Here is a 13,602-nt window from a genome sequence, read left to right on the forward strand (position 1 = left end):
CGGTCAGGCGGATGCCGGCTCGGGGCCTGCGCTCTCGTCGGCGGCCGGCTGGGCGGCCGCCTCCTTGGCGCGCTCGTCCGCCGCGGCCCGGATGGACCTCCAGGCGGACTCGGCGGCCTGCTGCTCCGCCTCCTTCTTGCTGCGGCCGGTGCCGGTGCCGTACGAGACGCCTCCGACGCGGGCGGCAGCAGTGAAGGTCTTCTCGTGGTCGGGGCCGGTCTCCGTGACCAGGTACTCGGGTACACCGAGCCCCTCGGTCGCGGTGAGCTCCTGGAGACTGGTCTTCCAGTCCAGGCCGGCTCCGAGGTTCGAGGACTTCTCGATCAGGGGGTCGAACAGGCGGTGCACGAGCTCCGCCGCGATTTCCAGTCCCTGGTCGAGATAGACCGCACCGATCACCGCTTCAAGGGTGTCGGCGAGGATGGACGCCTTGTCCCGGCCGCCCGTGCCTTCTTCACCACGGCCGAGCCGGATGAAGGAGCCCAGGTCGAGCCCACGGCCCACCTCCGCCAGCGCACGCGAGTTGACCACCGCGGCCCGCAGCTTGGCCAGCTGGCCTTCGGGCAGGTCGGGGTGGGTTCGGTACAGCGTGTCCGTGACCACGAGGCCGAGGACGGAGTCCCCGAGGAACTCCAGACGCTCGTTGGTCGGCAGACCGCCGTTCTCGTACGCGTAGGAACGGTGGGTCAGCGCACGCACCAGAAGGGCGGACTCGAGCTTGTACCCGAGCCGCCCTTCCAACAGCGTGTGGGACGAGGCCTGGTTGTCCGCAGAGTTTTTCTTCGGCGTGGACACAGTGCCTCTCACCAGCCGCTCAGACCTCGAGGACCTGGCGCTTGTTGTAGGTGCCGCAAGACGGGCACGCGATGTGCTGCTGCTTGGGCTCGTGGCAGCGCTCGCACGCAACCAGGGTGGGGACCGCAGCCTTCCACTGCGACCGGCGGTGGCGCGTGTTGCTGCGCGACATCTTCCGCTTCGGAACAGCCACGGCTACTTCTCCTGCTTCTCGTCGACGCCAGGTTCGGCGCCGCTCATCTCGTCCTTCTCGCCGTCCTTCATGGTGCCGGCGAGTCCCTGCAATGCCGCCCAACGGATGTCGACGGCGTCGTGATGGTGCTCCGGGTCGTCCGCCAGTCGCGCACCGCATTCGGCACACAGACCAGGGCAGTCTTCCTGGCACACCGGCTGCATCGGCAGTGCGAGCACCACCGCATCGCGCAGCACGGACTCGAGGTCGAACAGGCCGTCCTCGAGAAAGAGCCTGTCCTCGTCGTCCTCGGCGTCGTCGCCCGGGTCCGCGGTCACGCGGCCCCGGTCGTCGGCGTCAGGGTACGAGAACATCTCCTGGAATTCCGCTTCGACGTCGAGCTGAAGCGGCTCCAGACACCTTACGCACTCCCCCTCGGCCCCGGCACGGGCGGTGCCTGTGACAAGCACCCCGTCCATGACCGACTCCAGGCGGAGTTCGAGCTCCACCGGGGCGCCTTCCGGCACTCCGATGACTCCCTTGATACCGAAGTCCTTGGGAGCGTCGACCGTGCGGGTCAGGCGCTGCAGCGCACCGGGCCGCCGGCCCAGCTCGTGCGTATCGAACACGAGGGGGTTGCGGTGGTCGAGGCGGGCGTTCAGAGCCATTCCTGCTTTCGATCTTGCGAGCTGAGAGGGTTGCCGCCCTTTGGTGTTCCGGGCAGCGTGGATCGCGGACGTACGCGCGACCGAAGAGCCAGGATACTGGACCTTTGGCTGTCGGCCCAATCCGGTGCTCAGCCGTTGCCGCGACCCTGCTCGTAGGCCCTCAACTGCTCGGCGCTGATCATGCCGGTGTCGAAGAGGCTGGTCTCGTCCAGGGCGTATCCCTGCTGGCCCTGGTGCCCCTGCTGGGCTTGCTGGACCTGCTGGACCTGCTGGACCTGGTTCGGGTCGTACGCGGCCTGCTGGGCGTCGTAGCCCTGGTAGGCGTAGGGATCGGCGTGCTGGTAGCCGTACGGGTCCTGCTGGGCCGCGTAGGCCTGCTGCTGGTAGCCGCCGCCGTAGGGGTCGGGCTGCTGTTGGAGGGGGACACCTCCCGCCTCCGGGGCGTAGCCGGAGGCGGGGGAGTAGGCCGGCTGCGGCTGTCCGTAGTCCTGCTGCTGGGCGGGCTGCTCGGCCGGGGGCTTCTGCTCCGCGAGGGCGGCCAGGTCGGCGAGGTAGTCGGCGTCGCTGGAGTGCCGGACCGTGCTGAGGTCGTCGGCGAGGGCGCCGAGGTCGTCGCTGGCGATACGGCCGTGCAGCTTCTGCCGGCCGCGGCCGACGGCGTCCAGGGTCTTGGCGAGGACCGCCTCGAAGGAGCCCAGCTTGGCGTGGACGTACTCGTCGGCGGTACGGCGCAGGGTCTCCGGGTCCTGGCTGCGCTCGGGGGCGTCCTCGTCCTCGTAGCCCTGCTCGTCGACGCCGGGGCCGGTGCCGAGGAGCTTCTCGCGGCCGCGGCCGACGGAGCCGAGGGTCTTGGTGAGGACGACCTCGAAGTTGGCGAGCTTGGAGTCGACGTAGTCGTCGGCCTCGGCGCGGACCTCCTCGGCCTCCTGGCGGGCCTCGGCGAGGATCCGGTCGGCCTCGGCCTGGGAACGGCGGGCGACCTCGGTGTCGGAGATCAGAGAGCCGCGCTCGGCGTGCGCCTGCCCGATGATCCGCTCGGCCTCCTGGCGGGCGTGCTCGACCATCTGCTCGCGGCCGCCGATCAGCTCCTGGGCCTGGGCGAGCGAGTCGGGCAGCGCCGCGCGCACCTCTTCCAGCAGCGAGAGCAGTTCGGCGCGGTTGACCACGCACGAGGCCGACATGGGCATGGACCGGGCGCCGGAGACCGCGGAGACGATCTCGTCGAGCTTCTTCTGCACGTCCACGGTGTGCTCGCCACTCTCTACAGATGCGTTGGAGACGGACGGGACGACTGTAGTCCCATCAGTCCTTGCGCAGACGCTCGTTGAGCACCTGGAGGACCTCCGCCGGGACCAGGTGGGAGACGTCCCCGCCCCAGGTCGCGACCTCCTTGACCAGGGAGGACGACAGGAAGCTGTAGGTGGGGTTGGTGGGGATGAAGAGGGTCTCCACGCCCGAGAGGCCGTTGTTCATCTGGGCCATCTGGAGCTCGTAGTCGAAGTCGCTGACCGCGCGCAGGCCCTTGACGATGGCGGGGATGTCGCGCTGCTTGCAGAAGTCGACGAGCAGGCCGTGGAAGGCTTCGACACGGACGTTGCCGTATTCGGCGGTGACCCGGCGGATCAGGTCGATCCGCTCCTCGATCTCGAACAGGCCCTTCTTGGCCTGGTTGATCATCACCGCGACGTAGACCTCGTCGTACAGCCTGGAGGCGCGGGAGATGATGTCGAGGTGTCCGTTGGTGATCGGGTCGAACGACCCGGGACAGACGGCGCGGCGCACTTGTGTTCCCTCGCTCTCCGGTCCGGTCATCGTGCGTCTTCGCACGTAGAGGCGGCGCGACCGTACCAAAACGTTCCCTCGCCGTAGCGACGGGCCCGGAGGGCTTCGAAACCCTCGGGCCACCGGAATTCACCGCCTCTGGTGCTGCGCTCCACGGTGACGAGGGCTTCTCCCGCGAGCCAGCCCTCCGTACGGAGTGTGAGCAGGATCTCGCGAAGATCGTCGTCCGTGACGGCGTACGGGGGGTCGAGGAAGACGAGGTCGTAGGGATCGCCGGGGGGCGATGTACGGATGATCTGTTCCGCTTTGCCCGATCTGACCTCGGCGCCGGGGAGGCCGAGGGACTTCACGTTCTCGCGGACCGTGCGGGTCGCTCGCGCGTCGGCCTCGACGAGGAGGGTGTGGCCTGCGCCGCGGGAGAGGGCCTCCAGGCCTACGGCGCCGGAGCCGGCGTAGAGGTCGAGGACGCGTTCGCCGTCCAGGGGGCCGCCGAGGAGGGATTGCCAGGTGGAGAAGAGGCCTTCGCGTGCGCGGTCGGAGGTGGGGCGGGTGCCGGTGCCGGGGGGTACGGCCAGGCGTCGTCCGCCGGCTGCGCCGGCGATCACGCGGGTCATCTTCGGTCCTTGGTCGTGGGCGGGTTCAGGTTCATTGTGGCTGGTCGCGCAGTTCCCCGCGCCCCTAGGTGCAACACCCGTCACCCCTTTTCCAAGTACTGCTCCCTCTCCTCGTCCAAGAGGGCGTCCAGCGCCGTCCGTAGTGCCGGGAGGTGCGTCAGCTCCGGGTCCCTGGCCACGACAGTCGTCGCCTCCTCCCGGGCCTCGGCGATGATCTCCTCGTCCTCGATGACGGCGAGCATCCGGAGGCTGGTGCGGGCGCCCGACTGGGCTTGGCCGAGGACGTCGCCCTCGCGGCGTTGTTCCAGGTCGATGCGGGAGAGTTCGAAGCCGTCGAGGGTGGCGGCGACGGCGTTCAGGCGCTGGCGGGCCGGGCTCGCCTCGGGCATCTCGCTGACCAGGAGGCACAGGCCGGGCGCCGAGCCACGGCCGACGCGGCCGCGAAGCTGGTGGAGCTGGGAGACGCCGAAGCGGTCGGCGTCCATGATCACCATCACGGTGGCGTTGGGGACGTTGACGCCGACCTCGATGACCGTCGTGGCGACCAGGACGTCGGTCTCCCCCGCTGCGAAGCGGCGCATGACCGCGTCCTTGTCGTCGGGCTGCATACGGCCGTGCAGGACCTCCACCTTGAGGCCGCTCAGCGGGCCCTTGGAGAGCTGGTCCGCCACGTCGAGGACGGCGAGGGGCGGGCGCTTCTCGGCGGCGTCCTCCGGGGATTCGGGGGACTTCTTCTTGCCGGACTTCTTGGGATCGTCCTCCTCGTCGCCGATGCGCGGGCAGACGACGTACGCCTGATGGCCGTTGCCCACTTCCTCCCGGACCCGTTCCCACGCTCGGGCCAGGAAGTGGGGCTTGTCGGCGGCCGGGACGACATGGCTGGCGATCGGCGAGCGGCCGGCCGGGAGCTGGTCGAGGACGGAGGTCTCCAGGTCGCCGAAGACCGTCATGGCCACTGTGCGCGGGATGGGCGTGGCGGTCATGACCAGGAGGTGCGGGGGCTGTTTGCCCTTGCCGCGCAGGGCGTCGCGCTGCTCGACGCCGAAGCGGTGCTGTTCGTCGACCACGACCAGGCCCAGGTCGTGGAACCGCACCTTGTCCTCGATCAGCGCGTGCGTGCCGATGACGACGCCGGCCTCGCCGGTGGTGAGGTCGAGCAGGGCGTGACGGCGGGCGGCCGCGCCCATGGACCCGGTGAGCAGCACCACCTTGGTGGCCTGCTCGGCCCCGCCCAGCATGCCGCCCTCGGCCAGCTCGCCCATCATCTCCACGACGGACCTGTGGTGCTGCTGGGCGAGCACTTCGGTGGGCGCCAGCATGGCGGCCTGCCCGCCGGCGTCGACCACGGCCAGCATGGCGCGCAGGGCGACCATCGTCTTGCCCGAACCGACCTCCCCCTGGAGCAGCCGGTGCATCGGGTGGTCGGTGGCCAGGTCGTCGAAGATCTCCCTGGAGACCCGCTGCTGGCCGTCGGTGAGGGTGAAGGGAAGGCGGGCGTCGAAGGAGGAGAGGAGGCCTTCGGGGGTGGGCTTGCGGGGAACCGCCGGGAGTTGGGCGTCCGCGTGGCGGCGGCGGGCGAGGGCGACCTGGAGGACGAAGGCCTCGTCCCACTTGAGGCGGGCGCGGGCGTCCTCGATGTCCGCCTTGGTGTGCGGGCGGTGGATCTTCAGCAGGGCCTCGGGGAGGGGGACCAGGCCGCGGCCCTGGCGCAGGGAGTCCGGCAGCGGGTCGACGGCCTCCTGGGCCGTGGGCAGGACCGTCTGGAGGGCCTTGCCGATCTTCCAGGACTCCAGCTTGGCGGTGGCGGGGTAGATCGGGATCAGGGCGCCGGCCCAGGTCTCGACGGACTCCTCGGGGTCATCGGGGTTGCCGCGCAGCAACTCGTAGGCCGGGTGGGCGAGTTGGAGGCGGCGGTTGAAGACGGAGACCTTGCCCGCGAACATCGCGCGCGTGCCCGGCAGGAGCTCCTTGTGGGGCTTGTGAACGCCGTGGCCGAAGAAGACCAGTTGGAGGCGGCCGCTGCCGTCCGTGATGGTGACCTCCAGGCGCTGGCCCTTGCCGCGCGGGGCCTTGGCGGAGGCGAAGGTGTGCAGGCGGGCGTCGGCCACCTGGGCGACCACCGTGACGTGCTCGTCCATGGGGAGCTCGGCGAGGTGGGTGAGCTGGCCGCGCTCCTCGTACCTGCGCGGGTAATGGTGGAGGAGGTCGCCGACGGTGAGCAGGCCGAGGTGCTCGGCCATCACCTTCGCGGTGGCGGGGCCGAGCACCGACTTCAGTGGTTGTTGCAGGGGTTCTTCCAGTGCGGGCACGAGATCCATTGCACACCACACCACTGACAATGCCGTAGAGGCCGCGGCGGACGTTGCCGTATACGTCCCGGAAATCCCTGGTCAGACGGCTGGTTCGGGCCTTAGGATGGCGCGCTCCCGGCCCTTCTTCGCGGTCACCGCCCCACCGGGACCGCCCGACCCCGCGCCGTCGCGAGTCCCCCCATCGGCGCCGTGATGATGGATTCCGAGACCTCACAGGCTTCCCAGGCACCCCGTTCGCCCCAGTCACCTCATACGTTCCAGGTCGACCTGCGTGGTCTGGTGGACCTGCTCTCCCACCACCTCTACTCCAGTCCCAAGGTGTATCTGCGCGAGCTCCTGCAGAACGCGGTGGACGCCATCACCGCCAGACGCGCGGCGGAGCCCGACGCCCCGGCCCGGGTGCGGTTGACCGCGCAGGGCGGCACGCTGCGGGTCGAGGACACCGGCGTGGGGCTCACCGAGGCGGACGTGCACAGTCTGCTCGCCACGATCGGGCGCAGTTCCAAGCGTGCCGAGGGCCTTCAGGAGGCCCGCTCCGACTTCCTCGGGCAGTTCGGCATCGGGCTGCTGGCCTGTTTCGTCGTGGCCGAGCGGATCCGGGTGGTCAGCCGCAGCGCCCGTACGCCCGGGGCGCCGCCCGTGGAGTGGACGGCCCGGGACGACGGTTCGTACACCGTGCGGACGCTGCCGGACGCCGAGCGGCCCGAACCGGGCACGACCGTGCATCTGGTGGCCCGGGCGGGGGCGGCGGAGTGGCTCATGCCCGAGCGGGTCGCGGCCCTGGCACGGGACTTCGGGTCGCTGCTGCCGTACGACGTCCGGGTGGGCGACGAGGCGGTCACGGACCTCCCGGCGCCCTGGGACCGTTCGTATCCGAGCCCTGCCAACCGCCGCGTCGCCCTCGCCCGGCACTGCCACGACCTGTTCGGCTTCACCCCGTTGGACACGATCGACCTGGCCGTGCCGCTGGCCGGCATCCGCGGGGTGGCGTATGTGCTGCCGTCGGCGGTCAGCCCGGCCCAGCGCGCGGGGCATCGCGTACATCTCAAGGGCATGCTGCTGACCGAGCGGGCCGAGCAGCTGCTGCCCGACTGGGCGTTCTTCGTGCGCTGCGTGCTCGACACGGACAGCCTGCGGCCGACGGCCTCGCGCGAGTCGCTGTACGAGGACGAGACCCTGGCCGCCGTGCGGGAGGCGCTGGGCGAGAGGATCCGCGGGTGGCTGACGGGCCTGGCGGCCGGTGATCCGGAACGGCTGGCCGCGTTCCTGTCGGTGCACCACCTGGGTGTGAAGTCGCTGGCCCGGCACGACCCCGAGATGCTGCGCACGATGCTGCCGTGGCTGCCCTTCGAGACGACCGACGGGCGGCTGTCCCTGGAGGAGTTCGCGCAGCGGCACCCGGTGGTGCACTTCACGCGGACCGTCGAGGAGTACCGGCAGGTCGCGCCGATCGCGTCCGCGCAGGGCATCGGCGTGATCAACGGCGGCTACACGTACGACAGCGAGCTGGTGGAGGCGTTGCCGTCGGTGCGGCCGGGGACCGTGGTCGCGGAGCTGGACTCGGACACGGTGACCGCCCATCTGGACGCCGTCGACCCGGCCGAGGAGCTGGCCCTTTCGGGCTTCCTGGCGGCGGCGCGGGCCCGGCTCGACCCGCTGGGCTGCGATGTGGTGCTGCGGGCCTTCCACCCGCTCTCGGTACCCGCGCTGCACCTCGACGACCGGGACGCCCGGCACGAACAGGCCCGGGCCGATGCCGAGGCGCAGGCCGACGACCTGTGGGCGGGCATCCTCGGCTCGCTGCGCGGCAGTGCTCCACGCGCGCGTCTGGTGCTCAACCACCTCAATCCGCTGGTCCGGCGGATCAGCACGCTGCACGACCCGGAGCTGATCGGCACGGCGACGGAGTCGTTGTACGGGCAGGCCCTGCTGATGGCGCAGCGGCCGCTGCGGCCCGCCGACTCGGCGCTGCTCAACCGCGCGTTCATCGGCCTCCTGGAGTGGGCCACGCACAGCGAGGACGGTCAGGCATGAGTGAGATCACCGACTTCGACGCGCTGCGCCGGGCGATGGCGGAGAACTCCGAGGAGCCGGAGGGGCCTGCCCGCAACGCGCGCGCGGAGGAGCTACTGACGGCGGCCGAGAAGCTGAACATCCCGCTCGCCGTGATCGAGGCGCTCGGGCACCAGCTGAAGGTCTACAACTACAGCTCCGAGAAGGGGAAGATGTTCGTCCCCTTCTCGCGCCTGCTGCGCATGTGGGACGAACACCCCGAGGACTTCGACGAGTACGAGACCCACGCGCTGCACTGGGTCTTCAAGTGGGTGTCGTCCGGCATGCTCGACCAGCCGCACATCCCGCTCGCGTCGATCGAGAAGTGGCTCGGCGAGATGGAGCACCGCTACCGGCTCGCCGGGCACTCGGAGCGGGCCGTGCGCAGCGCCGAGCACAGCGTGGCCGCCCATGTCGGGGACATCGCGCGGGCCGAGCGGGCGTACGCCGCGTGGCTGGCCGCCGACCGGGACAGCATGGCCGACTGCCACGCGTGCGAGCTGCACGGGCAGGGCTGGTGGCAGGCGGAGCAGGGCCGGGACGCGGAGGCCGTGGAGCTGTGGCGGCCGGTGCTGGAGGGCGAGTACTCCTGCGCCCACGAGCCGCACACGGCCCTCGCCTCCTCCCTGGTGCCGCTGCTGCGGCTGGGCCGCCTCGACGAGGCACGCGCGCACCATCTGCGGGGCTTCCGGCTCGTACGGCCCATGGAGAGCATGCGTGGCGCGTACGCGGAGCACGTGGAGTTCTGCGCGCTGACCGGCAACGAGGCGCGCGGTCTGGAACTGCTCGCGGAGCGGCCCGCGTACTTCACGGACGACGGGCAGCCGCAGAGCAAGCTGGACTTCATGAGCGTGGTGGCCCTGCTCATGGACCGGCTGACCGGACTCGGTCTTGGCGACCGGCAGGTGCCGGGACCGTCCGGCCGGGAGTGGACCGCCCGGGAACTGGCCGCGCACGCGCGTGCGGAGACCCTGGCCCTGGCGGCGCGCTTCGACGAGCGCAACGGCACGGCGTACGTCAGCGAGCGGGCCCGCGCGCGTATGGCGCGACAGCCCCTGGTGGAGCGGCTGCCGCTGGGGGTGCGGTCGGTGCGGCCGGTCCCTGCGCCCGCTCCCCCGGCCGTGACGACCGTAGTCACCGGGCAGCCGGAGCTGTCCGCCCTGCTGGCCGAGGCACGGCGGCTGTCGGACACCCTGCGGCCGGGCGCCGTGGAGGCATGGGCGGCGGTCGCCGGGGCCGCGGAGGGCGTCGAGCTGGACCCGCGCGACCGGGCCGAGATCGCGGACCACGAGGCGATGGGCCTCGGCCCCGAGGGCGCCGCGCTCTTCGAGCGGGCCGCCGGGCTGTACGCGGCGGCGGACGACCCGGGCGAGGCCCTGGCGGCACGCGCGCGTGCGGCCTACGTACGCGCTCTCGGGGGCGAGGTGGCCGAGGCGGTCGCGGCCGTGGCCGGCCCGTACGACGAGATCCTCGCGCTGCACGCCGCCGGTGGCACGGGCCTGCGGCAGACGGTGTCCGTCGTGATGGGACGGGCCCGGATCCTGATGCGCCGGGCGCACGAGGCCGAGGGTCCCGGGACGGAGGCGGTGCTCACCGAGGCCGAAGCCGCCGTCCGGGGAGTCCTGGCGCTCGTCGACGGGCGGACCGATGAGGACGTACGGCTGGCCGCGCGGGCCGCCGAGGCGCAGGCGATGCTCGCCGAGCTGGCGGGACTGGCCGGGGATCTGAAGTCGGCCGCGGAGCTGTTCGCGCGGGGCGCGGCGGCGTTCGTCGCGGCAGGGCTCCCCTGGTACGCGGTGGAGTACGAGGCCCGGCTGGCCTCCCTGGCCCACCACCTCGACGACATGGCGGAGGCGGAGCGGGCGCTGCGGGCGGCCCTGGAGCACGGCGGGCCGCATCTGGAGGCGCCCGGCCGGGCCCAGCTGCACCTCCAGCTCGCCGAGGTGGTCGGCGGCCGGGGCGAGGCCGTGGAGGCCGCCGGGCACGCCCTGCAGGCCGCGCACTGGGCCGACGAGGCGGGCGAGAGCGCGACGCTGGGTGCCTGGGCACGGCAGCAGCTCGGCGGGTTCCTGCTGCGGCAGGGGCGGTGGGCCGAGGCCGCCGAGGTGCTGGAGTCGGCGCTGCCGGATCTGACCGCCGAGACGCACGGCGACGGGGCGGTCGTGCAGACGCAGTGGTGGCTCGGCGACTGCCTGAGCGAACTCGGCGAGCACCGCGCGGCGGCCGAACGGCGTCTGCGGGCAGCCGAGATCGCCCGGCACTGGCCCGAGCAGCACGACCACGCCACCCTCGCCCACCTGGCCGGTGAGTCGCTCGGGCAGGCCGGGCTGGCCGCCGAGGCGGACCGGGCCTACACGCGCGCGGGCGACCTGTGGCGCGAACTCGGCAACACCCACGGGCTGGTCCGCTCCCTGCGCGCCCGCGCCTGGCTGGCGTTGCACGCGCGGGACGGGCTGGAGGAGGCACGCGGCCTGATGGCGAGTGCGGTCCGGGCGTGCGAGGCGGCGCGGGACACGGCCGCCGACGAGGAGTCCCGGCTCCGGCTCGAAGCCGAACTCGGCCACACCCACCGGCAGTTCGGCGACCTGCTGGCACGCTCCGTCTCCGAAGGCGCCGACGCCCCCTCGGCCCGGGCCGTGATCGAGGAGGCCCTGTCCCAAGTGGTCCGGTCGGTCGAGGTGTTCACCGCCCTCGGGGACGACGCCCTGCACAGCCGCACCGGCGCCGAGCTGGCCGCGGGCTGGCTGGAGGCCGACCTGGGCCGCCCCGCCGAAGCCGTGGCACGCGCGCGTGCGGTGCTGGCGGCGTACGAGGGACACGACGGCTTCGACGACACGGAGGCCGTCGAGGGCCAGGAGGTGCGGGCCCGGCGGGCGGAGGCCGGACACATGCTCCAGTCCTTGGCGGAGCGGCAGGGGTGAGTTCCGGTCCTACTCCACGCCGATGAGGAGCAGGGCCCCTTGCCGTCCGCCCCGGTACACGACCGTGTCGACGGCGAGGTACCCCTCGCGGACCCGGCCCTCCAGGTGCTCGGCGATCGCCTCGGGGGCGTCGTCGCCGAGCACCAGGGTGACCATCTCGCCCCCGGCCGCGAGCATCCGGTCCAGGACGGTCTCGGCGGTGGCCGCGATGTCCGCGCCGATCACGGCCACGTCGCCGTCGATCAGGCCGAGGACGTCGCCGGCCTGGCAGATGCCGGCCATCGTCCAGGACTGGCGTTCGGCGACGGTCACCTCGGCGTAGCGGGTCGCGCCGGCCGCCGAGGTCATCGACACGACGTCCTCGTCGAAGCGGCGCTCCGGCTCGTGCACGGCCAGCGCGGCGATGCCCTGGACCGCCGAGCGGGTCGGGATGAGGGCCACGCGGATGCCCTCCGTGCGGGCCTGCTCGGCCGCCGCGGCGGCGGTGTGGCGCAGTTCGGCGTCGTTGGGCAGCAGCACGACCTCGCGCGCGTGGGCCCGCCGTAGGGCCTGTACGAGCTCGCCGCTCGCGGGCGGCTCCCCGGGGCGGGCGAGCACGGTGGTCGCGCCGGCCTCGGTGTACAGCCCGGCCAGGCCCTCACCGGGCACGACGGCCACGACGGCGCGCTGGGCGCGCTCCCGGGGCGGGCGCTCGGCGCCCGTGGTGTGCACATCGCCGGCGCCGAAGTGCGTGATGCGGATCCGGTAGGGCCGCCCGGCCTCGATGCCGGCCTCGACGGCGGCGCCCGCGTCGTCGACATGGACATGGACGTTCCACAGCCCGTCACCGCCGACCACGACGAGGGAGTCCCCGAGGGCGTCGAGCCGCTCCCGCAACCGCGCCACGGACGCGTCCTCGGCCTCCAGGAGGTAGATCACCTCGAAGGCGGGTCCGTCCTGGTGCGCCGCGGCGGTGCTGTCGGCGCACTCGTGGAGATCCTCGTCCGGGCCGAGGTGCGCCCCGACCAGGCCCTCAGTCACCCCTCCCCCGGACGCCCTGGCCCCTGGCACGCTCGCAGCACCAGCAGCAGCCGCGCCCTCCGTCCCCGCACTCATCCGCACCGCGCCCGCCACCGCCCGCGGCATCTCCCCCGTGAACGTCTCCACCAGCGCCCCGAGCACCGCCACCAACCCTCGCCCACCGGCGTCGACCACCCCGGCGCGTTCCAGGACGGGCAACTGGCCAGGGGTCGCGGCGAGGGCCGTGCGCGCTCCCTCGTAGGCCGCGCGGGCCACCTTCCCGCAGTCGCCCTCGGCACCGTCGGCGGCGTCGGCGGCGGCCGAGGCGACCGTGAGGACGGTGCCCTCGACGGGGTGGGCCACGGCCTGGCGGGCGGAGTCGGCCGCGTGCCGCAGGGCGAGCCGCAGGCCCGGGCCGTCGGCGTGGGCGGCCTCGTCGTCGGCCAGCACCTGGGCCATGCCGCGCAGTAGCTGGGCGAGGATCGTCCCGGAGTTGCCGCGGGCACCGATGAGCGCCCCGTGCGCCATCGCCCGGGCGGCGTCGGCGAACGTCGGCCCTTCGGGACCCGACCCCGCCGCATGACCCGCGAACACCGCCTCGACCGCCGCGACCGCGGACTCCACGGTCAGGTACAGGTTCGTGCCGGTGTCCCCGTCCGCCACGGGGTAGACATTGATCGCGTCGATCTCCTCACGCGCCCGCCCCAGCGTCTCGAGAGCGAGACCACACCAGGTGCGCACCGCGAGAGCATCGAAGAATGTCTGCGGCACCTGCGCCACCGCGCCTCCCTTAGCTGCTGGACGTGGCACGCAGCGTAGTCTCCGGGGCGGTCCGAACCAGCAGTGGGCCGGGGCCGACCCCTGAGCAGCCATGCTAGTTTCGTTCTACGGGCGCAGCCGTTGTATGCTGCTCCGGTTGCCCGATCTCGATCGGGCCTCCCCCTGGCAAAGCCACTCAGATCGGACGGCTCCTTGAGCCTCGAGATCTCGATCCCGGCATGCCGGGATTAACCGTAAGTGCATCTGAAGTCTTTGGAGTGACCCGTGGCTGCCAACTGCGACGTCTGCGGCAAGGGGCCGGGCTTCGGCAACAACATCTCGCACTCGCACCGCCGTACGCCCCGCCGCTGGAACCCGAACATCCAGCGTGTGCGTACCGTGGTGGGCGGGACGCCGAAGCGCGTGAACGCTTGCACCTCGTGCATCAAGGCCGGCAAGGTCTCGCGCTGACGCTCAGCTAGCGCGCGGCCACTGCTGGTTCGCTGAAGAGCCGGTCCACCTCAGGTG

11 protein-coding genes are annotated in these 13,602 nt (G+C 72.3%); 3 read left to right on the top strand and 8 right to left on the bottom strand.

Features of this window, described 5'->3' with window-relative positions; genetic code table 11:
* Window positions 1-3: 3 nt before the first annotated feature.
* The 7 genes from rnc to recG all read right to left on the bottom strand — a co-directional run bounded on the left by rnc (window position 4) and on the right by recG (window position 6,349).
* Window positions 4-795, bottom strand: coding sequence for a ribonuclease III (gene rnc, locus ACFTZL_RS28770; RefSeq protein ID WP_382588396.1), 792 nt, complete (start codon window positions 793-795; stop codon window positions 4-6).
* A 19-nt stretch (window positions 796-814) separates the two neighbouring features.
* A complete protein-coding gene (rpmF, locus tag ACFTZL_RS28775; RefSeq protein WP_003951102.1) occupies window positions 815-988 on the bottom strand; it encodes a 50S ribosomal protein L32 in 174 nt (57 codons plus the stop codon).
* Window positions 989-990: 2 nt separating this feature from the next.
* Window positions 991-1,635, bottom strand: coding sequence for a YceD family protein (locus ACFTZL_RS28780; protein WP_382588398.1), 645 nt, complete (start codon window positions 1,633-1,635; stop codon window positions 991-993).
* Window positions 1,636-1,763: 128 nt separating this feature from the next.
* Window positions 1,764-2,879 (bottom strand): DivIVA domain-containing protein, encoded by a 1,116-nt coding sequence (locus ACFTZL_RS28785; RefSeq protein WP_382588400.1) that lies wholly within the window; start codon window positions 2,877-2,879, stop codon window positions 1,764-1,766.
* Between the two features lie 58 nt (window positions 2,880-2,937).
* Window positions 2,938-3,417, bottom strand: a complete 480-nt coding sequence (gene coaD / locus ACFTZL_RS28790) for a pantetheine-phosphate adenylyltransferase (protein WP_189728227.1) — start codon at window positions 3,415-3,417, stop codon at window positions 2,938-2,940.
* Window positions 3,418-3,443: 26 nt separating this feature from the next.
* Window positions 3,444-4,031, bottom strand: coding sequence for a 16S rRNA (guanine(966)-N(2))-methyltransferase RsmD (gene rsmD / locus ACFTZL_RS28795; RefSeq protein ID WP_382588402.1), 588 nt, complete (start codon window positions 4,029-4,031; stop codon window positions 3,444-3,446).
* An 80-nt stretch (window positions 4,032-4,111) separates the two neighbouring features.
* Complete coding sequence (gene recG / locus ACFTZL_RS28800; protein ID WP_382588404.1) at window positions 4,112-6,349, bottom strand: ATP-dependent DNA helicase RecG; 2,238 nt, start codon at window positions 6,347-6,349, stop codon at window positions 4,112-4,114.
* A 189-nt stretch (window positions 6,350-6,538) separates the two neighbouring features.
* Between recG and ACFTZL_RS28805 the strand changes: the two genes are divergently transcribed.
* Entirely contained in the window at window positions 6,539-8,377 is a 1,839-nt protein-coding gene (locus tag ACFTZL_RS28805; RefSeq protein WP_382588410.1) for an HSP90 family protein, read from the top strand.
* Window positions 8,374-11,316: a tetratricopeptide repeat protein gene (locus tag ACFTZL_RS28810; protein ID WP_382588406.1), complete on the top strand. Its 2,943-nt coding sequence runs from the start codon at window positions 8,374-8,376 to the stop codon at window positions 11,314-11,316. Before ACFTZL_RS28805 ends, ACFTZL_RS28810 begins: the two co-directional genes overlap by 4 nt.
* 9 nt (window positions 11,317-11,325) lie before the next feature.
* Here the strand turns inward: ACFTZL_RS28810 and ACFTZL_RS28815 are convergent, their stop codons facing one another.
* On the bottom strand, window positions 11,326-13,095 hold the full coding sequence (locus tag ACFTZL_RS28815; RefSeq protein ID WP_382588408.1) for a DAK2 domain-containing protein: 1,770 nt from the start codon (window positions 13,093-13,095) through the stop codon (window positions 11,326-11,328).
* A 264-nt stretch (window positions 13,096-13,359) separates the two neighbouring features.
* Between ACFTZL_RS28815 and rpmB the strand changes: the two genes are divergently transcribed.
* Window positions 13,360-13,545: a 50S ribosomal protein L28 gene (gene rpmB, locus ACFTZL_RS28820; protein ID WP_004924906.1), complete on the top strand. Its 186-nt coding sequence runs from the start codon at window positions 13,360-13,362 to the stop codon at window positions 13,543-13,545.
* The last annotated feature ends 57 nt before the right edge of the window (window positions 13,546-13,602 follow it).

It is taken from the genome of Streptomyces sp. NPDC056948 (assembly GCF_042674225.1).
In the GTDB taxonomy this organism is placed as follows: domain Bacteria; phylum Actinomycetota; class Actinomycetes; order Streptomycetales; family Streptomycetaceae; genus Streptomyces; species Streptomyces purpurascens.

Excerpts from the sequence above, each read along its gene's own strand:
- rsmD (WP_382588402.1), bottom strand. The coding sequence starts at position 4,031 with ATGACCCGCGTGATCGCCGGCGCAGCCGGCGGACGACGCCTGGCCGTA.
- ACFTZL_RS28805 (WP_382588410.1), top strand. The coding sequence starts at position 6,539 with ATGGATTCCGAGACCTCACAGGCTTCCCAGGCACCCCGTTCGCCCCAG.
- ACFTZL_RS28810 (WP_382588406.1), top strand. The coding sequence starts at position 8,374 with ATGAGTGAGATCACCGACTTCGACGCGCTGCGCCGGGCGATGGCGGAG.
- ACFTZL_RS28780 (WP_382588398.1), bottom strand. The coding sequence starts at position 1,635 with ATGGCTCTGAACGCCCGCCTCGACCACCGCAACCCCCTCGTGTTCGAT.
- recG (WP_382588404.1), bottom strand. The coding sequence starts at position 6,349 with ATGGATCTCGTGCCCGCACTGGAAGAACCCCTGCAACAACCACTGAAG.